This is a genomic window from Flavobacterium sp., assembly GCF_041911335.1.
Lineage (GTDB): Bacteria > Bacteroidota > Bacteroidia > Flavobacteriales > Flavobacteriaceae > Flavobacterium.
On the sequence record NZ_JAYRPD010000035.1, the window covers coordinates 87,987 to 112,330 of the forward strand.

Annotated in this window: 24 protein-coding genes and 1 pseudogene; 12 read left to right on the forward strand and 13 right to left on the reverse strand. The window is 32.9% G+C overall.

Annotation, left to right across the window (positions count from 1 at the left end; genetic code table 11):
* Window positions 1–432 carry a cytochrome c gene (locus ACE3PD_RS05040; protein WP_194097423.1) on the reverse strand — a complete coding sequence of 144 codons (432 nt, stop codon included), beginning with the start codon at window positions 430–432 and terminating at the stop codon, window positions 1–3.
* A gap of 153 nt (window positions 433–585) precedes the next feature.
* Here ACE3PD_RS05040 and ric point away from each other — a divergent pair, with 153 nt between their 5' ends.
* Window positions 586–1,308: an iron-sulfur cluster repair di-iron protein gene (ric, locus tag ACE3PD_RS05045; RefSeq protein ID WP_374400162.1), complete on the forward strand. Its 723-nt coding sequence runs from the start codon at window positions 586–588 to the stop codon at window positions 1,306–1,308.
* A gap of 119 nt (window positions 1,309–1,427) precedes the next feature.
* On the opposite strand, the gene ACE3PD_RS05050 is transcribed toward ric, so the two are convergent.
* From ACE3PD_RS05050 to menD, 6 genes and pseudogenes are all read right to left on the reverse strand, one after another.
* Window positions 1,428–2,705 (reverse strand): alginate export family protein, encoded by a 1,278-nt coding sequence (locus tag ACE3PD_RS05050; protein WP_374400164.1) that lies wholly within the window; start codon window positions 2,703–2,705, stop codon window positions 1,428–1,430.
* Between the two features lie 28 nt (window positions 2,706–2,733).
* Window positions 2,734–3,327: an SCO family protein gene (locus tag ACE3PD_RS05055; protein ID WP_374400167.1), complete on the reverse strand. Its 594-nt coding sequence runs from the start codon at window positions 3,325–3,327 to the stop codon at window positions 2,734–2,736.
* Between the two features lie 118 nt (window positions 3,328–3,445).
* A complete protein-coding gene (locus tag ACE3PD_RS05060) occupies window positions 3,446–4,231 on the reverse strand; it encodes a formylglycine-generating enzyme family protein (RefSeq protein WP_374400170.1) in 786 nt (261 codons plus the stop codon).
* Between the two features lie 25 nt (window positions 4,232–4,256).
* A pseudogene (locus ACE3PD_RS05065) lies at window positions 4,257–4,568 on the reverse strand (cytochrome c); the annotation flags it as partial.
* 141 nt (window positions 4,569–4,709) lie between these two features.
* Window positions 4,710–6,179, reverse strand: a complete 1,470-nt coding sequence (nirK, locus tag ACE3PD_RS05070; protein ID WP_374400172.1) for a copper-containing nitrite reductase — start codon at window positions 6,177–6,179, stop codon at window positions 4,710–4,712.
* A 492-nt stretch (window positions 6,180–6,671) separates the two neighbouring features.
* Window positions 6,672–8,324, reverse strand: coding sequence for a 2-succinyl-5-enolpyruvyl-6-hydroxy-3-cyclohexene-1-carboxylic-acid synthase (gene menD, locus ACE3PD_RS05075; RefSeq protein WP_374400175.1), 1,653 nt, complete (start codon window positions 8,322–8,324; stop codon window positions 6,672–6,674).
* 78 nt (window positions 8,325–8,402) lie between these two features.
* On the opposite strand from menD, the gene ACE3PD_RS05080 reads away from it, so the two are divergent.
* Window positions 8,403–8,897, forward strand: coding sequence for an N-acetyltransferase family protein (locus ACE3PD_RS05080; RefSeq protein WP_374400178.1), 495 nt, complete (start codon window positions 8,403–8,405; stop codon window positions 8,895–8,897).
* Window positions 8,898–8,956: 59 nt separating this feature from the next.
* Here the strand turns inward: ACE3PD_RS05080 and ACE3PD_RS05085 are convergent, their stop codons facing one another.
* The 3 genes from ACE3PD_RS05085 to ACE3PD_RS05095 all read right to left on the reverse strand — a co-directional run bounded on the left by ACE3PD_RS05085 (window position 8,957) and on the right by ACE3PD_RS05095 (window position 13,637).
* Entirely contained in the window at window positions 8,957–9,550 is a 594-nt protein-coding gene (locus tag ACE3PD_RS05085) for a glutathione peroxidase (protein ID WP_374400180.1), read from the reverse strand.
* A gap of 90 nt (window positions 9,551–9,640) precedes the next feature.
* Window positions 9,641–12,799, reverse strand: coding sequence for a cytochrome c biogenesis protein CcsA (gene ccsA / locus ACE3PD_RS05090; protein WP_374400182.1), 3,159 nt, complete (start codon window positions 12,797–12,799; stop codon window positions 9,641–9,643).
* A 106-nt stretch (window positions 12,800–12,905) separates the two neighbouring features.
* Window positions 12,906–13,637, reverse strand: a complete 732-nt coding sequence (locus ACE3PD_RS05095; protein ID WP_374400184.1) for a biotin--[acetyl-CoA-carboxylase] ligase — start codon at window positions 13,635–13,637, stop codon at window positions 12,906–12,908.
* Window positions 13,638–13,722: 85 nt separating this feature from the next.
* On the opposite strand from ACE3PD_RS05095, the gene rsfS reads away from it, so the two are divergent.
* The 7 genes from rsfS (at window position 13,723) to ACE3PD_RS05130 (ending at window position 19,281) form a co-directional block, all read left to right on the forward strand.
* The gene (gene rsfS, locus ACE3PD_RS05100; protein WP_231843446.1) at window positions 13,723–14,094 is read left to right on the forward strand and encodes a ribosome silencing factor; all 372 of its coding nucleotides are present in this window, start codon (window positions 13,723–13,725) and stop codon (window positions 14,092–14,094) included.
* A gap of 7 nt (window positions 14,095–14,101) precedes the next feature.
* Window positions 14,102–16,045, forward strand: a complete 1,944-nt coding sequence (gene ftsH / locus ACE3PD_RS05105) for an ATP-dependent zinc metalloprotease FtsH (protein WP_374400187.1) — start codon at window positions 14,102–14,104, stop codon at window positions 16,043–16,045.
* A 107-nt stretch (window positions 16,046–16,152) separates the two neighbouring features.
* Window positions 16,153–16,758, forward strand: a complete 606-nt coding sequence (locus tag ACE3PD_RS05110) for an LUD domain-containing protein (protein WP_374400190.1) — start codon at window positions 16,153–16,155, stop codon at window positions 16,756–16,758.
* A 2-nt stretch (window positions 16,759–16,760) separates the two neighbouring features.
* A complete protein-coding gene (locus ACE3PD_RS05115; protein WP_374400192.1) occupies window positions 16,761–17,567 on the forward strand; it encodes a phosphatidate cytidylyltransferase in 807 nt (268 codons plus the stop codon).
* Window positions 17,557–18,210, forward strand: a complete 654-nt coding sequence (locus ACE3PD_RS05120) for a phosphatidylserine decarboxylase family protein (RefSeq protein WP_026725087.1) — start codon at window positions 17,557–17,559, stop codon at window positions 18,208–18,210. The genes ACE3PD_RS05115 and ACE3PD_RS05120 overlap by 11 nt, the downstream gene beginning before the upstream one ends.
* Before the next feature lie 3 nt (window positions 18,211–18,213).
* On the forward strand, window positions 18,214–18,495 hold the full coding sequence (locus ACE3PD_RS05125) for an acyl-CoA-binding protein (protein ID WP_026725088.1): 282 nt from the start codon (window positions 18,214–18,216) through the stop codon (window positions 18,493–18,495).
* Between the two features lie 12 nt (window positions 18,496–18,507).
* Window positions 18,508–19,281: a superoxide dismutase gene (locus ACE3PD_RS05130; protein WP_374400195.1), complete on the forward strand. Its 774-nt coding sequence runs from the start codon at window positions 18,508–18,510 to the stop codon at window positions 19,279–19,281.
* A 358-nt stretch (window positions 19,282–19,639) separates the two neighbouring features.
* Here the strand turns inward: ACE3PD_RS05130 and ACE3PD_RS05135 are convergent, their stop codons facing one another.
* Window positions 19,640–21,826, reverse strand: a complete 2,187-nt coding sequence (locus tag ACE3PD_RS05135) for a glutamine synthetase III (protein ID WP_374400197.1) — start codon at window positions 21,824–21,826, stop codon at window positions 19,640–19,642.
* A gap of 121 nt (window positions 21,827–21,947) precedes the next feature.
* Here ACE3PD_RS05135 and ACE3PD_RS05140 point away from each other — a divergent pair, with 121 nt between their 5' ends.
* The gene (locus ACE3PD_RS05140; protein WP_374400199.1) at window positions 21,948–22,511 is read left to right on the forward strand and encodes a DUF1543 domain-containing protein; all 564 of its coding nucleotides are present in this window, start codon (window positions 21,948–21,950) and stop codon (window positions 22,509–22,511) included.
* Between the two features lie 39 nt (window positions 22,512–22,550).
* Here ACE3PD_RS05140 and ACE3PD_RS05145 read toward each other — a convergent pair whose 3' ends face one another.
* The gene (locus ACE3PD_RS05145) at window positions 22,551–23,069 is read right to left on the reverse strand and encodes a hypothetical protein (protein WP_374400202.1); all 519 of its coding nucleotides are present in this window, start codon (window positions 23,067–23,069) and stop codon (window positions 22,551–22,553) included.
* Window positions 23,070–23,177: 108 nt separating this feature from the next.
* Between ACE3PD_RS05145 and ACE3PD_RS05150 the strand changes: the two genes are divergently transcribed.
* Together ACE3PD_RS05150 and ACE3PD_RS05155 are read left to right on the forward strand one after the other, a co-directional pair.
* A complete protein-coding gene (locus ACE3PD_RS05150; RefSeq protein WP_374400204.1) occupies window positions 23,178–23,318 on the forward strand; it encodes a hypothetical protein in 141 nt (46 codons plus the stop codon).
* A 3-nt stretch (window positions 23,319–23,321) separates the two neighbouring features.
* Window positions 23,322–23,693 carry a YchJ family protein gene (locus ACE3PD_RS05155; RefSeq protein ID WP_374400207.1) on the forward strand — a complete coding sequence of 124 codons (372 nt, stop codon included), beginning with the start codon at window positions 23,322–23,324 and terminating at the stop codon, window positions 23,691–23,693.
* Here ACE3PD_RS05155 and ACE3PD_RS05160 read toward each other — a convergent pair.
* Window positions 23,690–24,166, reverse strand: coding sequence for a GyrI-like domain-containing protein (locus tag ACE3PD_RS05160; RefSeq protein ID WP_374400210.1), 477 nt, complete (start codon window positions 24,164–24,166; stop codon window positions 23,690–23,692). The genes ACE3PD_RS05155 and ACE3PD_RS05160 overlap by 4 nt on opposite strands.
* Window positions 24,167–24,344: the final 178 nt, after the last annotated feature.

The following is a 24,344-nucleotide window of genomic DNA, read 5'->3' on the forward strand; positions in this document are numbered from 1 at the left end:
TTATTCTTCTTTAGCTAAAGGGGAAACCACGCGATCAAAACCATTCAAATCAATGTTTCCAATCCATTTGAAGTAAGCAATCATGGCTTCGGCATCGGCGTCGTTCATTTCATATTTTACCATTTTTCTGCCTTTTGGTCCCCAAGGAACTGGCGATTGTAAAACAGCTTTTACGTAGCCTTCTCCTCTTCTTTCGATTACTTTGGTAAGTTCTGGAGCGTAGTAGCCTCCTTCACCCAGTATGGTATGACAACCCATACAATTATTCGATTCCCAGATTTCCTTTCCTCGAATAACTTTTGCATCAATCTTATCATGATAAGTTTGATCATTTTTAGGCATGAACGAGTAAATAGTTAAGCCAATAAAGACTAAAAAGGTTACTACGGTTCCTCCTAAAAAAAATGCTCGTGCTTGTGATTTTGATAACATATTTTAGATATTAGTTAGAAATTATAAAGGATATTTTTATCCTTTAATTATGTACAAAATAACTGCCAAAAAAAAACATTCGTTATGATTCAAATCATACTATAAAAAATAAATTAAGGATAAATTTGTCTTTTATTCAAACAATACATTATTATGGTAATAGATTCAAACAAAACAGTGGGAAACATAGTAGCAGATGATTATAGAACTGCAGGTGTTTTCAGTCAGTTAGGTATCGATTTTTGTTGTAAAGGGAACCGAACAATCGATGAAGTATGTGCAAAAAAAGGCATTGATAAATATGCGCTTTTAGAAGAATTAGAACGTGTTACGGCAAACAACAACAATCAAGGAATCGATTTTAAATCTTGGGAATTGGATTTGTTGATTGATTATATTGAGAAAAAACACCATCGTTATGTGGAAGAAAAAATTCCACAATTGCTATCGTTTTTACTTAAATTGGAACAAGTACATGGCGCTCAACATCCAGAACTTTTTGAGATTAAAAAATTATTCAAAAGAAGTGCGGATGAATTAACGCAACACATGAAAAAAGAAGAGTTAATTCTGTTTCCTTTTATCAAGAAAATGGTAGAGGCTAGTCGAAATAACACACCTATCAACAATCCTGGATTTGGTTCTGTAGCTAATCCAATTGCCATGATGATGGAAGAACATGAAAATGAAGGCGAACGATTTGAAAAAATTGTAGAATTATCAAACAACTACACTCCCCCAGCAGATGCTTGCAACACGTACAAAGTAACCTATCAAATGTTACAAGAATTTGAAGCGGATTTACATGCGCACATTCATTTAGAAAATAATATTTTGTTTCCAAGTGCCATTGTTTTACAAGATAAGTTTTATTAGTTAATTAGGTTTTTAAACGGAGTCGTTTGGGTAAACAGAGCGACTCTTTTTAAAGTAAAAGGACTGCTAAAATAATTAGCAGTCCTTTTTTAATTAAAAATAACCCATTTATAATTAATCTATTTTTTGTAAGTAAACAATTGCGGATTAAATGAAACCATTACCCATGCCCAATTGTTACAATTGTTGTTATTTCCACCTTTTAAAACTTCCATAGTATCGCTGGCAAACATTTTTGAAACACCTCCAGAAATTACAAAGTTTTTATCCATTTTATAAATAGCTGTTAAATCGATTTCTGTACCTAAATAACTATCTTGTTCTTCTAAAGTAGCCATGTTGTAAACCGATGCAGCGCTGTAAAAAAGGTGTGGCGATAACGTAACTTGCCATTTATTTTTATCGTAAATGAATTTGGTGTACAAATCTTGTAATCCAACCGAATTTTTATGATTTCCTACATAGAAATAATCCATTAAACCATTAAATCCGTGATTGGTTCCAAATAAAGGTGTGAACGATTTTACTTTTGTATCCGTATCATTTTGATCTTTTCCGGATAAATATTCGAAACCTAATTCGGCTTTGAAAGGATTGGTGAATTTATATCCCAAATTAAATCCCGCATAATAAGCACCAACATCAACTTTATCATTAGTTACAGCAGCTTCACCCACTTGAGCATACAAACCGAAATCACCATAAAATTTTGAAACATCCCATTTTCCATAAGTTCCGATGGATTGCAAATAGGCAACTTGGAATTTATTTTCTACTAAATTTTCATATTGATAACCATTATTCAATGCTAAAAAGCTCAAACTAAGTTTAGAAAATTTTTGGTTGAACCAAATGAACTGCATGTTTTTATAGTTTGTCACATAACCCGATTCGTACAAAACTTCATTGTTATTATTTAACGCTGCTCCGAAATCCAATTGGTAGCCATTTTTCTTGTTTGTAACCAAAACAGCATCGTGACTTTGTCCTTGTTGGAGCCAATCGATTCCACCTAGAATTCTTTGATTGTCATAAGAAAGCACTTGTCGACCAAATTTAGCGGTCCAATTCGTATTGAAATCATACGAAATCCAAGATTCGAATAACGCTACTCCGTGTTTATCCGATGGAGAAGTTGTAGCCACATCGCCCCAAACTCTAACGTTTTGAAACGATACATTGGCTTTGAATTTTTCTTGCTTGTAGAAGAAATTCATTCTTGAACGTTGGGAAACAAACGAAGTGGGATAGAAATCGTCTTTCATTAATTCTTTAAAACCATTTCGGTATTCAAAACGTGGTCGTAGTTGTAGGTTGACTTCTAACTCTTGAGCAAAAGAACCTACAGTTGAAATTGCAAAAGCAACTGCAACTAGCATTTTATTTTGAAGTTTCATGTTTTATTGTTTTTTTTGGGGGAAGCCACTACTCTACTTTAGCTGCTTCTTCTTTGATTTTTGAAACCGTTTTATCGTAACTAACTCCTAAGCCTTCTTGTTGGAATGCCAACTCGCCTTCCGCATTAAATACACTGATAATATTGGAATGTGAGAAATCTATCGGAGATATTTTTTTATAATTTACGGCTAGAACTGCTGCGAACTCTCTGGTATTTTCTTCATTTGAACGCAAGAAAACCCATTGATTTCCTGTCATTTTATTTTCGATAGAGAAATCTTTTAATCGTTTTGGAGTATCCACTGTTGGATCAATACTTACTAAAACCAATTGTACTTTGTCTTTGTATTCTTCGGGAATTCGTTCTTCAATATTTCGCATATCGGCAACTAATCTTGGACAAGCGGCTTTGCAAGAAGTGTAAATCATCACCATAACAAGAACTTTTCCTCTTAATTCTTTTAGTTCAATATCTTTTCCGTCTTGATTGGTCCATTTTTCAGGCAAGTTGTAAATTGATAAATCGGTTATAGGTTTATCTTTTATGCCTTGTTTTTCTTCTTTTGAATTACATCCGATTAATAAAAGGGAAGCAATTACGAATAAAATTATCTTTTTCATATGTTGAAATTTTATTTATTATTGGTAACATATGTTATCGCCTTTTTTTATAATGATTTTTGCTTACGCAAAAGAAGAATTTGTGGCGATTTCATGACTATTTTTTTTAATTGAAAACTCAATTAGCGATGTTTTTGGCACATCGGAAACCTAAATTTTTTGTAGTATAGTTTGCTTTTATACTGCCTCGGAAAGCGTAACGCATAAAAGCGGCATAATTCATTAAATCAGTAGCATTGACAGAACCACTTCCGCAGAACAAATCTTTATCGGTGTCTTTATCTTTTCTAGATTCTCCTGATAAAAAGATGCTATTGAAATCGAAAGTCCATTCCCAAACTAATCCGTGCATATCGTAAACGCCCCAGTAATTCTTGAATGTTTTTCCTACGGAATTGTTGTAGGTTTTGTTTTTTTCGTACCAACTCAAGATGTATTTATTGAATTCTTCTCTTGAACGAGCGTCTTTTCGTTTCTCATCGGCCATAGCTACATATTCCCATTCGTCTAAAGTGGCTAATCTTTTACCTTGACATTCGCAATATTCTTTCGCAGCAAACCAAGAAATATTAGTTACAGGTGCATTTGCATTTAATTGTCCGAAACTTAAATCACCATTCCATTCTGATAAATAAGTTGTATTTGCAAAAAGGCGTTTGATTTTTGATTTTCTGTAATTCGGATTTTTTTTCAAAAATTCTAAATATTCCTGATTCGTAACCGGATATACATCTAACAAAAAGGATTTGATGAACACTGGTTTCTTATCTGTTGTTCCATATAACGGAACGTAACTCCCTGCTCCAATGGTTACCATATCCTTGGGCACCTGAGAAAAAGAAATGGAAACCCAAGATAATAAAATTAGGCAGTAGTGAAATCGTTTCATAAATTGAGCTTCCATTCTTCAGTTTGTTTAAGGTTTAGTCTTATTTTTTACCTCTTTGTGCTTTTACCATTGCGGGCGTAACTTTTGTTTTATTGTTACCCCAACTGCTGTAAACATAAGTCAGTACATCCGCTACTTGTTGGTCATTTAATCCCTGACTTGTCATAGCACTATTGTATTTTTTTCCATTAACTGTGATTGGACCGTTTAAACCGTGAATTACAGCACGAATAGCTCTGTTAACATCTTTATTTAAGTAATCGGATTTGGCTAAAGGAGGAAATGCATTTGGAATTCCTTGTCCGTTTGCCTGATGACAAGCCACACAAGTTTTGTTATAAATTGCTTTTCCTTTATTTCCATCCTGAAATGCAACTACTTCAGATGTTTTGGTTGTTGGTAATTTAAAACTGATTAAAGTTCCGGTTACGATAAGTGCGATGGCACTCAATACTATTTTTTTCATTTTGTATTTACTCTATTTATTTGATTATTATTCGTGCATATCTTTTACTTTAGGCGCTGGTTTTGCTCTTTGTGTTTTAACCATTTCTGGGGTTACTTTTGTTTTGTTATTACCCCAACTGTTATATATGTAGGTTAAAACATCCGAAATCTCTTGATCGGTAAGGTTTTGACTCGTCATCACCGAATTGTATTTTTTACCATTTACTGTGATCTCACCACTTAATCCGTGAAGAACTGCATTAATGGCTCTATTTGGATCGGCGTTTAAGTAATCTGATTTTGCTAATGGTGGGAACGCTGCAGGAATTCCTTGACCTTCAGATTGGTGACAAGCAAAACAAGTTCTTGAATAAATGTTTTTACCATCTGTAATTTGTTGGTCTAACGTTTTGTTGACTACCACTTCTTTTCCATTACCTGATTTTGGCATGTTTTGAATCGTTCCACCTTCTGGGTGATAAATTCCTTCTTGGGTTGTACCTGAATAAATTTTAGCATTCTCAGCACCTTCTACTTTTAACATTCCCAATGCTCCTTTATTGAACGCTCTGAAGATTGAGTGATCCACTAGAATTAAAGTTCCTGGAACGTCTACTTTGAACTCTACAATTGCAGAACCTCCAGCAGGAATCAAAGTTGTTTGGACATTTTTATTAATCATGTCACCACCTTCAATGTGAACTTTATCAAAAATTTCTCCAATAACGTGGAAGGAAGAAACTAAATTTGGTCCACCGTTACCCATATAAATTCTAACTGTTTCTCCTACTTTAGCCGTTAAAGCTTTTTCACCTGTTAAAGCCCCAACTTTACCATTAAATACAACATAATCCGCGTGCTCATCAACAGCTTTTGTCATATCGAAAGGTTGCATTCCAGGTTCTCCGTACTTTCCTTTCGTATAGAAATCCCCTTGCATTACGTAGTATTCTTTATCAACAGGAGGTAAACCACCTTCTGGCTCTACCAAAATTAAACCGTACATACCGTTCGCGATATGCATCCCTACAGGAGCTGTAGCACAGTGGTACACATATAATCCTGGATTGATACATTTGAAATTAAAAGTTTTTTCATGTCCTGGCGCTACTAGAGAAGAAGCAGCTCCACCACCTGGACCTGTAACGGCATGTAAATCGATGTTGTGAGGCAATTTGTTGTCTGGATGATTTTTTAACGTAAATTCTACTTCATCACCTACTCTAGTTCTAATAAAACTTCCTGGTACACTACCACCAAAAGTCCAGTAAACATATTTAACACCGTCGGCCATTTCTCCTTCGATTTCTTTAATTTCCATGTTTACAATTAATTTTTTAGCAGGACGATCTCCGACAGGTTTTGGTACAAATGGAGGCGCTGTTAATTCTGCAATCATTTCATCACCAACTGCAATATCGGCATAATTGGTTGTTGAGTCACCGTTCTGTTTACATGCGATACTTGCCGCACAAGCCACACACAATACAAGAACTTTTTTAATAAAATTACTCATGGTAGAAAAATTAGTTTTAAATATTGGTATCAATAATAGTTTCGTTACTATCATTTTATAGGTCAAAATTAAAGGACAAAAACATCCTTTAACATGATAAAAATCATGTTTAGAAAAAAAGTTTAAAATATTAAAATGAAATAAAGAAAAATTATAATAAAAAGATTAAATGAGCTCGAGAATGTAAATAGAATTCTCTTAAATCATAAAATAAAACATAATTCTATTTCAATAAAAAAAAACTTTCCTCATATAACACAATATCATATTAAACAGAAAGCCTGCAAACAAACATTTACAGACTTACAAATTTGGGTAAATAATGAGAATTTTATGAAAATACAATAATATCAAATGAATTTCTAAAACTTATCAAATCAACTATTCTCGTTCAGAAAAGTTAAAAATTAATTATCACAATTGGAAAAAGAGTAAAATTAAATCTTGTAACGCCAAAAAAAGTCTTTTATATGATTTCTTAAACCAAAAAAATTACTTCAACTCTCTAAAAAACGCTAATAAAATCCAATTATTCTCTTTTTCTGGTGTGAAAACTTCTAAAATACTTGGTTTTTCATTTTGATTTAGGAAAGCTGAATATTGTTGTTGTAATGTAATTTCATCATTCGCTTCAAAATAATCTAATCCATACATTTTAGCTAAATGAGAAGCGTTTAATTGGTGTGAAGTTTCAAAATAGGTATTGAACGTTTCGGTTTCTTGATGACCTGGTAAAATTCTAAAAATCCCACCACCACTATTGTTTAATAAAATGATTTTGAAGTTTTTTGGAATATAATTGTTCCACAAAGCGTTACTATCGTATAAAAAACTGATATCACCTGTAATTAACATTGTAGGCAAATCAGAAACTAATGCTGCTCCGATGGCAGTTGAAGTACTTCCATCAATACCACTTGTACCACGATTGCAAAACACTTGAACACTTTTATCTAAATCAAACAATTGCAAATAACGAATTGCCGAACTGTTACTAACTTGTAATTGGATATTCGCTGGAATATTTTGACATATAAAATCGAATACTTTAAAATCAGAAAACGGAATTTGTTTCGAATAGGCTTGATGTTTCACAACTCTATCTTTCCAAATTTCCGCAATATTGGATTTGTAGTTACTTTCAACTGAATTTACCTCTAGTAATTCCTTGAAAAAAGGATTGATTGCAACTTCAAAATGATTGGTTAACGCACCAAAAGTATCGTAAGCACGTAATGTATCAACATGCCAATGATGAGTAGGTTTGTACTTTCTTAAAAACGCTTTAATACGTTTAGAAACGACCATTCCACCAAAAGTCAATAAAATTTTTGGTTGAAACGTTTTGAAATCATCTTCTGAAAATGGCGTAATCAAAGTATCAATCTGATCTATAAATGACGGATGATGCAAATTGGATGTTTTTTCCGTTAAGACCACCACACTTGGGTCATTCGCTAAAATATCCAAATATTTTTGCTCTACTGAATTTGGAAACAACTCTCCTACTAAAACCAATTTCTTAGTGGCTTTGTTCCAAGTTTCTTTTGTGTTATTACCGAGAGAAAAATGTTCATCTTCAGTAATAAATTCGATAATTTCGGGGTTTACTTGTAATTCGGAAACCGTTTCATACAACGGTTCTTCGAATGGTGCATTGATATGAACCGGCCCTTTTTGGGTAACCGCAACATGCAACGCCATTTGAATGTGATTATCGTTTTCAGCAGAGGTATCTTCACGTAAATTCGCATTGTACAAAGAATGATTTCCCAATACGTTTTCTTGACGAATCGTTTGCCCGTCGCCAATATCAATCTTATTTTGTGGTCTGTCCGCAGAAATAACTACTAACGGAATTTGACTATAAAACGCTTCTGCAACCGCAGGATAATAATTCAAAACAGCGGAACCCGAAGTACAAACAACAGCAACAGGTTTCTGAATTTGTTGGGCAATTCCCAAAGCAAAAAATGCAGCACAACGTTCATCAGCAATACTGTAACATTTGAAAAACGGATTATTAGTAAATCCAATAGTCAAAGGAGCATTACGCGAACCAGGTGAAATTACGATATGTTGGACTCCTTTTTGTTGGCAAATTTCGATTATGCTTTGCGCTAAAGGAATTTTTGGATACATCATTTTTAAAAAATAACTGGACTACAAAGTTACGAAGTTGAAAAGGTTTTTAGTACTTTTACTACGTAATTTCTTTACCAAATGGAGATAAAAATTAGAGACTATCAAATAACAGATTGCCCAGCCATTTTAGACATCATCAACGATGCTATTTTGCATTCAACCGCTTTATACGATTACAACGTGCGAACATTAGCCACACAAGAAGCCATTTTTGAAGAAAAACTTCAGAAAGGTTTCCCTGTGATTGTTGCCGAAATGAATGGTGAAGTTGTAGGCTTCGGCTATTATAGTGAATTTCGTTTCAGAGAAGCGTATAAATTCACAGTAGAACATTCGGTTTATGCGAATAAAAATTGTATTGGTAAAGGCATCGGTAAATTATTATTAACCGAATTAATTAAAAGAGCAAAAAAACAAAACCTTCATACGATGATTGGTGTTATTGATTCTGAAAACACGAACAGCATCGATTTTCATAAGAAATTTGGCTTTGAAGAAGTTGGTTTTATTAAAGAATCCGGCTTTAAATTTAACCGATGGTTGCATTCTGTTTTTGTTCAAAAGATATTATAAAAAAAAGTGTTCAGTATTCTAAAAAAGAACAAACTGAACACTATATACTGAATACTAAACTATTTCCCTTCAATCCAATTTACGATTTCTGCATCAGTTGGCAACGTTCTTGGTGAAACTACTTTTACTAACTCGCCATTTTCATTGATTAGGTATTTTTGGAAGTTCCATTGTACTTCGCTATCTTCCAAACCGTTTTTGGCTTTTTGTGTTAAAAATTGGTATACCGGATGCATGTCGCCTCCTTTTACCGAAATTTTAGCCATCATAGGAAACGAAACGCCATAATTTTTTTGACAAAAAGTTGCAATTTGTTGATTAGTTCCTGGTTCTTGTGCTCCAAAATTATTAGCTGGAAAACCTACAATTACGAAGTTTTTGTCTTTGTATTTTTCGTAAATCGCTTGCAATTGTTCGTATTGCGGTGTTAAACCACATTCAGAAGCGGTATTGACTACTAAGATTTTTTTTCCTTTTAGTGTAGAAAAATCGAATGAATCTCCACTCAAATCTTCTACTTTAAACTGATAAATGGTTTCTTTTGCCATAGGTGTTGTGGTTGTTGTTACAGTAGTTGTTTGTTTTTTTTGTGCCTGATTTTGACAACTAAAAAGCAATGCTGCTACTGAAAACAAGGTTACTAATTTCTTCATCTCTTTTTTTATTTCAAATTTAGGATTTTAAAACGCAATTTTTGATAAACATTTCTTAAAAAAAATGGCCGCTTATTAGCGACCAAATTCTTATTTTTTATAATACTTCTTATACGGGAAGTAAGCTATTGCCGATATTACTAAGACAACTGCTAAAATTACAAAGTAATACGTAACGTTTTGTTTCTCTCCAGAAGCGTAACTGTGTAAACCGCTCAAGTGGAAATTCACTCCAAAATACGTCATTAAAATAGAAGCGAAAGCTAAAACACTCATTACATTATAAATCCATCTTCCTCTTAATGCTGGTACAAATCTTGCGTGAATTACAAATGCATAGACCATAATACTAATTAATGCCCAAGTTTCTTTTGGGTCCCAACCCCAATATCGTCCCCAACTTTCGTTAGCCCATTGTCCTCCAAGGAAATTCCCTATGGTTAACATGACTAAACCTACTGTTAGTGCCATTTCGTTAATGTATGTGATTTCGTCGATGCTTAATTTCATTCTTTCTTTGTTTTTTTCGTTTGTGAAAATCATCAAGAATAACGAAACTAAACCTAAAACCATCGCTAAAGTAAATGGTCCGTAACTCGCTACGATTACTGCAACGTGAATCATTAACCAATATGAATTTAAAACCGGTTGTAAGTTTCCGATGGAAGGATCCATCCAATTCCAATGCGCAATCATCAAAATCATTGAAGTTACAAAAGCAGTTGAAGCTACCGTAAGTTTCGAATCTTTTCCGAAAGCTAATCCAAAGAACATCGTTGCCCAACCCACATAAATCATACTTTCATAAGCATCACTCCAAGGCGCGTGACCTGAAATGTACCATCTTATAATTAATCCCGCTAAATGCAAGATGAAAAACAATCCGATTAATCCATGAAAACCATTGATAATCATTCGAATGGCTTTTGAATTTTTGAAAATTTGAACAATACAGAACGCTAACATTAAAACACCAGCTAACATATACATATAGTACAACCTTTTGAAAATATCATACTTATTGTACATGATTTCGGAGTTGATTTTACTTTCCGAAAGCATTACGGCTTTTCCGTATTTCTTTTGGTATTCAGTTAGTCCTTTTAAAAGACTATTTGGCAATTCGTAATTTTTACTTTGTGAGGCTTTATCTAAAGCATTCAAATAAAACGGCATTACATTTTTAATTGAATCCAAAGCAGTTCCCGTTGGTTCATTTGCTTCTAAATATGAAACCCATTTGTTCGATTTGTCACCTGGAATTGGGAATACTTTCAAAATTTGTCCACTCAAAGCCGAATATAAAAGGTTTACTTTTTTATCTGCTTCAATAAAATCTTTTTGAAATTGATTTGGAACTGGTTCTTTGTAAGCCGATTCTAAAAATTGAGCCAATTTATAATTTCCGGTTTCATCAAAAAAGGCAATTAATGGTGCATATTTTGCTTCTTTTTCTACTCCAATTAACTTACGAATACTATCATTTCCTCTTTTTAAATAGATGATTGGCAACGAATACCAATATTGAGGATATTGCGTCATTGATAAAAACGCTTGGTCGGAATTCATTCCTTCATAAGTATCACTTTTAGATACTTTACGAAGTAATTCTGATGAAAACGTGTTAATAGGCTTCATTCGCCCATTATCTTGAATAACTACTTTTCCAAATTCGCTCGCATGTTCTGGCGTTACTTCGTATTTCTTCAACAACTTCAGAATTTCTTCTTTGCTTGGTTGATGATTGTGTTGTTGTGCAAAAGTTATTGTCGAGAATAAAATCAAAAATACACTTAGTAAACCTGCTTTTTTCGTTTTCACTTTTTCTAATTTTTCTTTCAAACTTGCAAATCGACTACTTTTTGTAAATAGTATTGCCATCAGACCAAAATATAATAAGAAGTAACCAATATAAGTAATCCAAGTTCCCCAGAAATCGTGACTTACAGAAAGATTAGTTCCTTTTTCGTCTGGATCAAAACCAGCTTGGAAGAAACGATAGCCTCCATAATCTAGAATATGATTCATGAAAATACTATCTTTAAATGTTTTTCCAGATTCTGTATCCGCAATTTCAATCTTACTTTTATATGCCGAATAACTGTTTTCCGTTCCTGGATACTTATCGGCAATAAAATCGTCTAATTTCACTGTAAATGGTATGTTGTAAATTTTACTTCCAAAGAATAGTGTAAATTCTAAATCACCAATCTTAACACTTTGCGGAACTCCTTGCTTTCCTCTTGAACCAACTAAAGTTAGAATTTCTTCTTTTCCTTGCGTTTTGATTTTAACTTTCAAAGCATCATCGGTTTGTTTGTCTTTGAAATCGTTATTCGATTTGAAAGTCAATTCTCCTTTTATTGCTGGTTCTGGAAATACAAATTGTGCTCCACCAATATTATATAGTGAACGTAACATTAAAGGTTGCACCGAATCTTTTGCAACTTTACCTTTTAACTGATCTGCCATTCGCATAAAATCACCTTCAAAAGGCGTTTTAATCGTGTAGGCTTCAGCAATTTTAGTAATATTGATTGCACCTTCTGTATATTTATTGAAAGCAAAAAGAACGTTATGTAAATTTTGAACTTCGCCTTCTTTTAAGTAATGTTCGTGACGCGTTCCTCCACTCGACTCTACCATTTTCAACATCAATTGTCCGGTTTCAGAAGGAACAACCGTTTCAGTAGCGTTCATAATGAATTCTTGATGTTCTACTTCAAATGGAATGCCACTAAACTCTCCTCCCATTGAAAAATGATTACTAGCGAAAGCATTCAAAAAGCCGTCTTCTTTTACTTCTGGTGCTAAATACAAGCCTTTTTCAAAAGTCTTACGACGCATTTGACCTTCGTGATCTCCATCAACCAGAACCGTTAGATAAGGTTTATCCGAATAAATCATATTAGAAGATTCGCCTTCTCTAATTGGCATCATTCCTTCGTAACTAATATAACGCGTAACAAAGGCTCCAACAATAATTAGAATAAAAGAAAGGTGTAAAATTAAAGTCGCCCAATTTTCTTTTTTATGCAATTGATAACGTTTGATGTTGCCTAAAAAATTAATGATAAAAAACACCATAATAACTTCAAACCAAACGGCATTGTAAACAATAACTCTTGCAGTATCAGTATTATAAGCATCTTCAATAAAAGTTCCAGCCGCCATGGCAACAGCAAAAAGAATAAACAAAACAGCCATTAAGCGCGTGGAAGATAACAGGGATAGTATTTTTTTCTCCATGAGATATATAGGAATACGTTTTTTTAATTTGGCACAAATGTACTTAAAAACAAAAACTTTTTAACGAAGTTTAACAAAGGTTTGAGGAATTTATAACATTCTCATTTTAGTACAACATTTTCACCTCTTTGACATCAAAAAATTGAACAGAATCATCTTCCAACAAAACAGCTAATTTTCCTTCTTGTGTTACCTCTTGGATTTTACCCACAAAACGATTTCCATCAACCGATTCAAAAGCAGAAACTACATCTTTCTTAAACAAAATTTGATGATAGGCGTTCCAAAAATGAGTTTCACCTAAAATTGATAATTGTTTTAAATTGAATTCCAACTGATTTACAATAGAAATTAGCATCTTTTCTCTATCAAAAAATTTATTTTCTAACAAAAATAAAGACGACGCTTGAGGTAAATTTTCGAACTGAGATTGATTTACATTCAAACCAATTCCTATTATCGATTGCACTTCGCTTGAACTTTTAAATGTATTTTCAATTAAAATGCCACCTATTTTTTTATTTTCTGCCAAAATGTCGTTTGGCCATTTGATGACAAAATTTAAATTACTAACGGTTTTTAGTGCTTCAACAACACTCAATGCTACCATAATATTCAAAGTAAACAAACTTGTAATTTCACCTGTCTTTTGATTATATAAAACACTAAAAGTTAGATTCTTACCTACTTCAGAAACCCACCCAGACCCTCTTTGACCTTTACCTTCCGTTTGCGATTGAGTACTTACAACTGTGAAATTTTCGCAACTTTCTTGAGCAGAAAGTGCTTTCAAAAAATGGTTGGTTGAATCTATGGCATCGAGTTTGATTATTCTCATATTTTAATAACAAAATTTAATCTTATGTTAAGGTTCAAAAATAATCACAAAAAATGATACCTTTGCATAAAATCATAAATATTACATGACGAAAAAAAATACGAATAATGATGATTTATTAGCACTTATCATCAAAGGAATTGAAGACGTAAAGGGAAATGATATTAATATCCTTGATTTAAGGGAAATAGAAAATACGGTTTGTGATTACTTTGTAATCTGTAACGGTAATTCAAATACACAAGTTAATGCAATTGTGGGCTCGGTTCAAAAGGTGGTTTCAAAAGAATTAAAAGAAAAACCATGGCATGTTGAAGGAGAGCAAAATGGAGAATGGGTACTTATGGATTATGTGAGTATTGTGGTTCACGTGTTCCAAAAACATATTAGAGAATACTACAACATTGAAAGTTTATGGGGTGATGCTAAAATTACAACCATAGATACTAATTACTAAAAATTTTATGGCACAAAATAATAATTCTGGCTTTAAGTTTAGTCCGTGGATGAGTATTGTACTTGTCCTGACGATTTTTTTTACGATAAGTTTATTTACTAAAGGATTAGATTTAAGTAATCCTGCGCCAACTACATTGTCAAAATTCTACCAATTTTTAGATAAAAGTCAGGTAGAAAAAGTAGTGTTTACCAATACAAAAGCAACAGTCTTTCTAAAGAAAACTGCTTTAACAGATAAGGCTCATGACAAGGTTAAAAATGACGTTTTAGGGAAACTAAACACCAAAGGACCTCACTATTTCTTTGAAATTGGAGATTTAAAAACCTTTCAAGAAAACTTACAAAAAGCATCAAATGAAGGCAAACTTTCAGAATATGAAAAAGAGCCAGAAAGTATTTGGGGTGAACTTATCTCCATGCTTCTACCCATTTTAATCTTAGTTGGATTATGGATTTTCATGATGCGAAGAATGTCTGGTGGTTCTGGTGGTGGCGGAGGTCAAATTTTTAGTATTGGAAAATCGAAAGCGAAATTATTTGACGAAAAAAACGATACTCGTGTAACTTTTGAAAACGTTGCTGGACTAGAAGGAGCAAAAGAAGAAATTCAAGAAATTGTTGAATTCTTGAAAAATCCTGAAAAATATACTTCTATTGGAGGAAAAATTCCAAAAGGCGCATTGTTAGTAGGACCTCCAGGAACCGGAAAAACCTTGTTAGCTAAAGCTGTTGCAGGTGAAGCTAAAGTACCTTTCTTTTCATTGTCAGGTTCTGATTTTGTGGAAATGTTTGTGGGAGTTGGAGCTTCTCGTGTTCGAGATTTATTCAAACAAGCGAAGGAAAAATCGCCTTCTATCATTTTCATTGATGAAATTGACGCTGTGGGTAGAGCTCGTGGTAAAAATAACATGACAGGCGCTAACGACGAAAGAGAAAACACATTGAATCAGTTATTAACTGAAATGGATGGTTTTGGAACCAATTCAAATGTAATTGTACTAGCTGCCACAAACCGTGCGGATGTTTTAGACAAAGCGTTATTGCGTGCTGGTCGTTTTGACAGACAAATTTATGTAGACTTACCAGACATTAGAGAACGTAAAGAAATCTTTGAAGTGCATTTAAAACCTTTGAAAAAATCAGAGGAATTAGATACCGAATTCTTAGCAAAACAAACTCCTGGATTCTCGGGTGCAGATATTGCTAATGTTTGTAACGAGGCGGCTTTAATTGCAGCTCGTAAAGACAAAAAAGCGGTAGACAAACAAGATTTCCTTGATGCTGTTGACAGAATCGTTGGTGGTTTAGAAAAGAAAAATAAAATCGTTACTCCAGAGGAAAAACGTGCTATTGCAATACATGAAGCAGGCCACGCAACCGTAAGTTGGATGTTAGAACACGCTGCTCCATTAGTAAAAGTTACGATTGTTCCTCGTGGACAAAGTTTAGGTGCCGCTTGGTATTTACCTGAAGAACGTTTAATCGTAAGACCAGAACAAATGCTAGATGAGATGTGTGCTACCATGGGAGGTCGTGCTGCTGAAAAAGTAATTTTCAATAAAATTTCAACTGGAGCGTTGAGCGATTTAGAGAAAGTTACGCGTCAAGCGAGAGCCATGGTAACGATTTATGGATTGAATGATAAGCTTGGAAACATCACGTATTACGATTCAACAGGACAATCTGACTATAATTTTTCGAAACCATATTCTGAAGAAACTGCTAAAGTTATCGATACTGAAATTTCGAAATTAATTGAAGAACAGTATGATAGAGCTATTCATCTTTTGGAAACCAATAAAGAAAAATTAGTCCAATTAGCTGATATTCTGATTGAAAAAGAAGTAATTTTTAAAGATGATTTAGAAAACATTTTTGGAAAAAGACCTTTTGAAAAAGAAACTGTTGCAACCCCTGAAAAAACAACCGAAAATACTGTATCAGAATAAGCAACTTATCAACAAAATAATATTAATAAAAATCTTAGTTCTTTATGTGTAGAACTAAGATTTTTTTTATCTTTGATTTTCACAGTTAAAAAACCTACTAAAGATACATGAGTCTTTTTAGAAAATTTTTTGGTTCATCATCAGACGAAGAAGACAATGACAAGAAACAAGAAGTCAAAAGTCCTTATACTCCTGATACTACTTTACCAATTGACGAACAATTTACTTTCAATTTCAAAGAAAATGGAGGTAAATTTATTTATTGTGAGAATTTAGATGAGATTGCAGAGAATTTTGAAAACATTTTAGCAGAGAATGATTGGTTTGAATGTAACACACAATGTTTTGACAACCGATTACTTTATTTACTAAACGACAATAAATTAACTTACGATAATTCATCAACTCCTGTGTTTTTTCTTTCTTCTTGTGAAAATTTAATTGCTGATGAAGGCTCAATTCTATTCTCTTCAAATCAGTTAAAACATTTTAAACCAAATGAGTTGCCTACCAACATGATTGTTTTTGCTACAACTAGTCAAATAGTAAATAGCAAAAGTGATGGGATGAGACGAATTAAAAGCACACACGAAAAAAATTATCCTTCCAATATTACTGCTATAAAATATTTTGAAGAAGTAAAAGAACAGGATTTTCTTCACTATGGAAGTTGCCATAAAAATCTTTATCTACTTCTTTTAGAAGATTTATAATAATGAATGAAACGCTAAAAAGAGCATTATCTGGAGCCGTTTATGTTGTATTACTGTTAGGCTGCATTTCTTATTCTAGAGAGGGTTTAGCAATTCTTTTTGGCGCATTTTTAGTCTTTGGAGTTTACGAATTCTGTAAAATGTGTGGATTAAATTTCTATATAAGTATTCCAATTGCTGCTGGTTCTTATTATTACTTATGGAATAAGAATTTCGATTTAAACATAAACACCACTTTAACTGCCATTTCGATTATAACTTCTATAAAATTATTATTGTATTTATTCAATGCAAATAAATCTAATTTTAAAATTTACACAAGATATTTCTTGTTGTTTGGTTATGTAATTCTTCCATTCATCTTAGCAAATTATGTGGCAATGGGAGTTAAAGGTTATAATCCTAAAATATTAATTTCTATCATTGTTTTAATTTGGACCAACGATACTTTTGCCTATTTAGTTGGAAAAAACATAGGAAAGAATAAACTTTTCCCAAGTGTTTCTCCTAAAAAAACAATTGAAGGTTTTGCTGGCGGATTATTGTTTACAATTATTGGCGGTGCTTTGTTGGCTAATTATTACATCATGGCTTCTACGTTATACATTTGGATTGTAATTGCAGCAATTGTTAGTATTTTCAGTACGTTAGGTGATTTAATTGAATCGAAATTAAAACGTGTTGCCGGCATAAAAGACACTGGAAATATAATGCCCGGTCACGGAGGTATTCTAGATCGACTAGATAGTATTATATTTGTAATTCCATTTATTAATTTATTTTATTTAATTTTATACTATGTTTCATAAAGAAGGCGCTAAAATCATTTTCATTACACTGCTTATAGTAGTTGCTATTATTTTCTTAACCGATGCATTTGTTGATATAAATTGGTTACGAACACTTTTATACTTATTTGCATTAGTAATTTTAGTTTTAGTTTTACAATTCTTCAGAAACCCTACACGTGTTGCTGATAATAGTGACAATCACATTTTGGCTCCAGTAGATGGAAAAGTGGTAGTTATTGAAGAAGTATTTGAACCTGAATATTTCAAAGACAAACGTTTAATGGTTTCTATCTTTATGTCACCTATTAACGTGCATGTTACACGTTACTGTGTAAACGGAATCGTTAAATACAGCAAATATCATCCAGGAAAATATTTAGTAGCTTGGCATCCAAAAGCAAGTGAAGAAAACGAAAGAACTACTGTTGTTATTAATAATAGAGTTTATGGTGAAATTTTATACCGCCAAATTGCCGGTGCTTTAGCAAGACGTATTGTAAATTACGCTCAAGAAGGTATGCGTGTAGTTCAAGGTAAAGATGCAGGTTTCATCAAATTTGGTTCAAGAGTTGATATTTACTTACCATTAGGAACTGAAATCAACGTAAAACTAGGCGATAAAGCTATCGGAAACAAAACCGTTATTAGTAAAAAAGCATAAAGAATGAGCGAAAAGGATATCAATACTTTATTTGACGAAGCATTTGCTAACGCACAATTAATTCCACAAGAATCAGTGCCCCAGGATATGCAACTAGTACTGTATGGTTTGTATAAACAAGCTACATCCGAAACTTCCAATCCTTTATTGTTTCAAAATCCACAAGATTTAAGAAATGCTTTCAAGTTAAATGCTTGGATGCAAGTGAAACATCTGAAACCAGATGATGCCAAAGCAGAATACATCAATATCATCAATCAATTACTGAAAGAACGTAATTTATAATCCGCATTACAAATGAAAAAGTCACTATTGATTTTGGCTTGTATATCATTTATGATGACGAGCTGTAGAAAAGAAAACGAACTTGAAGAAGTTAAAATTCCTGACCCAGAAGTAGAAACTAAAATTTCAGCTTTAGGAAATCCAGCTGATGTAAAAGTCACAGAAGGTGGAATCTTTCAAATGCGCGGATTAAAATATGCCTACGATGACTTACAACCTCACATAGATGGTCGTACAATGGAAATCCACTATTCAAAACATCATTTAGGTTACGCAAACAAACTAAACAAAGCCGTAATTGGAACCGATTTAGAATTAAAAACCGTTGAAGATATTCTAAAAAACTTAGACGTTAACAATAAAGAAATCCGAAATAACGCTGGTGGCTACTATAACCACAATTTGTTTTTTGAGATATTAAATCCAAAAGGCGGCGGTACTCCAAAAGGTGCTTTAGCGGAAGCCATTACTGCAGAATTAGGCTCGTTTGACAACTTACAAAAACAACTCACAGATGCCGCTGCAGGACAATTTGGAAGTGGCTGGGCATGGTTAGTAGTTACTCGTGATGGAAAATTAGCCGTTACTAGCACTGCCAACCAAGACAATCCTTTAATGCCAAATGCCGAAGTAAGGGGAACACCTATCTTAGCTATTGATGTTTGGGAACACGCATACTACTTAAACTACCAAAATAAACGCAATGAATATTTAACCGCTATTTTCAATGTAATCGATTGGACTGTTGTAAATGCTAAATACGAGACTGCAATTAGCAAAATTTAATATTACCATTTAAATATTTTACTAGTCTAGCTTTTGCTAGACTTTTTTTACAAAAAAGTAGCAAAAAAATGCATTTTAGTAAAAATATGCAGAAAAACTACAGCAAACACTCCAATAAAACCTATTAATTTTGACCTATCTAAATTTTAATGCTTTCAAAACTGCATTCCTTACTTAAGTTTTGAAATGTTAGTGGTAATTTAAGGGGTTAAAGTATGTCACTAACAATCTTTGCAATGTATCAAACAAATCATTGCAAATAAATTTAAGCACTTGGTTAGTTAATTTAGGGGTAAATTATTATTATCAAGTTGCAAACAAAAAAATCCCAATCTTTCGATTGGGATTTCTATTTCAATTACTTCGTAAATAACAATTCTCTGTATTTTGTTAGTGTCCAAAGTTCGTCGTCTACTAACAATTCTAATTTGTCAGCGTGGTAACGAATTTCTTCGAAGTATGGTTTTACTTTATCGCAATACGCGTCTGCCATTTTTTCTGTACTTGTTAAGGCGTTTGCTTTTTTACGTTCTTCAGTCATTTTTTCTACTTTCGTATTAATGCCTTCGATATGTTCTGAAATTTCTTTGATTAACGAAATTTGCTCTTTAGCGATTTTCTCAAAATCTTTTCCGAAAATTTCTTTTAAACCTTTTACGTTTTCTATTAACACATTTTGGTATTTAATCGCAGTTGGAACCACATGATTGCGAGCAATATCTCCTAAAACACGCCCTTCGATTTGGATTTTTTTCACGTATTCTTCCAATTCAATTTCGTAGCGTGATTCTACCTCAACATGATTCATAACCCCCATTTCACCAAACAACTCAACAACTTTTTTAGAAACTTTAGCTTTTAATGCTTGTGGTGTAGTTTTATGATTACTCAATCCGCGTTTTTTAGCTTCTTTTTCCCAAGCTTCGCTATAACCATCGCCTTCAAAAAGGATAGTTTTCGTTTGCTTGATATATTCTCTTAAAACATTAAAAATCGCTTCGTCTTTCTTTAAATCTTTTTTCTCAATTAAAGCATCCACTTCAATTTTGAAATCTTTTAATTGTTTTGCAACGATTGTATTTAAAGTCGTCATAGAAACTGCACAGTTTGCAGAAGAACCAACTGCTCTGAACTCAAATTTATTTCCTGTAAAAGCAAATGGAGAAGTTCTATTTCTATCGGTATTGTCTAATAAAACGTCTGGTAATTTACCTACTACGTTTAATTTTAAATCTGTTTTTTCTTCTGGAGATAATTTCCCTTGAGAAACACCTTCTAATTCCGCTAACACTTTAGTCAATTGTTGTCCGATGAAAACCGAAATAATTGCTGGTGGCGCTTCGTTAGCTCCTAAACGGTGGTCGTTACTTGCCGAAGCAATTGACGCTCTTAACAATTCTTCATAATCATGAACCGCTTTAATCGTATTTATAAAGAAAGTCAAGAATTGTAAGTTGCTCATTGGCGTTTTTCCTGGAGATAATAAGTTAATTCCAGTATCTGTTGCTAATGACCAGTTATTATGTTTACCAGAACCATTAACTCCTTTGAATGGCTTTTCGTGGAATAATACCTTAAAATCGTGACGTTCAGCCACTTTTTGCATTACATCCATTAATAATGAGTTGTGGTCAACCGCTAAATTCGTTTCTTCGAAGATTGGTGCTAACTCAAATTGGTTAGGAGCTACCTCGTTATGACGTGTTTTAACCGGAATTCCTAATAACATACATTCGTTTTCTAAATCACGCATATACGTTAAAACTCGAGTAGGAATCGAACCAAAATAGTGGTCGTCTAATTGTTGTCCTTTTGCTGCAGTATGTCCTAATAACGTTCTTCCTGTAGCTAATAAGTCAGGTCTTGATGCAGCTAAAGCACTGTCTACCAAGAAATATTCTTGTTCCCAACCTAAAGTCGGTGTTACTCTTTTTACATTTTTATCGAAATATCTTGCAACGTCAATCGCAGCTGAATCGATAGCATGCAACGCTCTTAATAAAGGTGTTTTGTTATCTAACGCTTCTCCTGTGTACGAAACGAAAACTGTTGGGATACACAATGTAGTTCCAAAGATAAATGCTGGTGATGTTGGATCCCAAGCGGTATATCCTCTAGCTTCAAATGTATTACGAATTCCTCCATTTGGAAAAGAAGACGCATCTGGTTCTTGTTGTACCAATTGACTTCCACCGAATTTTTCTACTGGATCACTTCCATCAGGAAATGTTTCAAAGAAAGCATCGTGCTTTTCCGCAGTGGTTCCGGTTAAAGGTTGGAACCAGTGCGTATAATGAGTTACTCCTTTAGATAATGCCCACTCTTTCATTCCCAATGCAATATAATCGGCAATTTTTCGGTCGATTTTTACTCCTTCAGCAGCAGCTTTAACAGCTTTGTAAGCCTCTGGTGTTAAAAACTGTCGCATCGCTTTATCTCCAAAAACATTACTACCAAAAATAGCTGATTTTCTGTCCAATTCTTCTACGTGAACTGGTTTTCTGTCGGTTGCTTTTCTTAAAGCTTGAAAACGTAATGTTGACATAAGTTGTGTGTGTTTAAAGTTATACCCTTGAAAAGTTATGCAAATATATAAATTTTTTAAATATTTTTTCAAATACCCCTATTTTTTTAGGGGTAAAAATATTTTTTATTACTTTTACATTATGAAAACATCAAATTTATACATGATAATGTTGGGATGCACTCCAAAAGGACGCTATACCGAACAACACGATATCTTTTTTGGTATTGGAAGTAGCTTAAAAGAATTGGTTCCTGATATGAAAGAATTTTGGCAAGAAGCAAAAGGCAGAATTCATATTGATGCTTGGCAAAAAGTAACTATTGTTGATGGATTTACTATAGAAATAGTTTCAAAAGAGGAAAAATTAGAACAAGAAGAACAATTATTCTTTTTGAACCTAGGAGGTTACAAAGAAGGAGAATTTGAAGAATACCATTATAAAGTATTAGTCGTTGCTAAAACAAAAGTCGAAGCAATCAAGAAAGCAAAGCAAACTACTTTTTATAAACATTGTGGTTTTAAAGGTGCCGAATCACATATTGATGATAAATATGGAGTTGATGTTGATGATATTCACAATATAGAAGAAATTCTATCAGATAAATTCAAATCGCAATATTGTTTGAAAATAACAAAAACCAATGTAATTTCAGAAGATGAAAAACATATTGGTTATTTAAAGTTGGATAAAATATCGGTATAAAAAAAGAGCTATCGGATTGGATAGCTCTTTTTAGTTTATTTACATTTTAATTTTAGTCACTTTAGCAGAATCTAAATTAAAATGTTCTTTTACTGAATTATAATCTTCAAAGTCAAATTTACCAGAAGATGATTTGTTATTCTCATAGGCTGGAATGACTACTACTCTGAACACTTGATCTAATCTATTCCCATTGGGTAATCCAGGTAAATCATATCCAAATAAACTTACTTGTGCATCATATCGAGTAAAATCATTTCTATATCCAAAATCTAGAGTTCCATCGTTAAAATAATAGGTTTCTGGTAATAATTTCCAAACATCTCCATCAGCACCATAACCTACCAAACGATAAACCAAAACCATATCAGATGTATAAGTAGCATGAGGAAAGGTTAATAATGCTGAATATCCGTTTCCAGATGTTAAATCAACATTTGTGAATTCAAAAACCTCGCTTATAGTATCGTTATCAACATTATCTTGAACTTCGTTAACTGTACAACTTTGTAGTGTTATCATCCCGATAAAAGCTATCAATAAAGTAATTTTCTTCATATTCTTTAATTTTTTAAATGTTTTCCTATATAGATATAACCAATTGTTGTGCCAAAAATTTATCACACTTTATTTTCTTATCTTTGAAACTTCAAAAAAGCTTGTAAAATGGGAAGAAATAATCCAAAAAATATTAAAGCACACAACGATAAATTGCACAAAGAGCAAGCTAAAGAAAAAGCAAAAAAGAATGCTCGTACCGAAAAATTGAAAGAGATTACTAGAAAATTTAACGAATCTAAACAATAATTTATGTCGAATTGTTATTGCGGAAATTCCATTCCTTTTCAAGATTGTTGCGAACCTTATATTAAAGGAATTACAAATGCTCCAACTGCCAAAAAATTAATGCGTTCTCGTTACAGTGCTTTTGCAACAGGTGCCGCTGATTATTTAGTAAACACTACTCATATTTCAAAACGCAGACTTCATAATAAAAAAGACATTTTAGATTGGAGTCAAGCCAACAAATGGTTAAAACTAGAAGTTTTGGCTTCAACTGAAACTACGGTAACTTTCAAAGCGTATTATTTAGATGAAAATTTAAAAGCACAAGTCCATTACGAACATTCGACTTTTAAATTAGAAAATGGAAAATGGTTTTATGTGGATGGAGAATATTAAATTCTTTTCTTAATTGGAATCCAAATTTCCTCTTCAGAGTCAGGAGTATTATTTTTATATTTTTCTCCTAAAATTTCAAATTGAGGACGATTATCTAATTCATATTCGGAATTTGGCAGCCAAACTCCAAAAATATAACCAAACGTTTCTCTTGCTTTTGAAGCATCTCCAATATGATTGAAAACAGCATACAAACCTTCCTCAACAATTAAAGACTGCATTCCTTCGGGAATAAAATTAAAATCTGACACAGGAACAACAGCCCATTTTACAAATTCAGTTTGAGGGTTGAAATCGAAATTTTCAGGGTTGATTTGAATGTTGAATAAATCTTTGCCTATCGCATTTCGAATTTCATTTCTTCTAGGCATAAATTTTCCCCACAATTCCCCTATTCGATAATCTGAATAAGAAAATTGACTATTCATTCCAATGAATTTTGTTGTTGAGAATGTTTTAATTATTGGTTTCATGTTTCAAAAATAAAAAAACCTCCCAAATTAGACTGCACCCAAAAAGTTAGACACTATTTGGGGGTATTTTTATGGAAAGAAAAGTCAAGTATGATTATGCATTTAAGTTAGAATGCGTAGAATTAGTTTTAAAGAAGCATTATTCTTGTGAATTGGTTTCTAAACAGAAAGGGCCTAA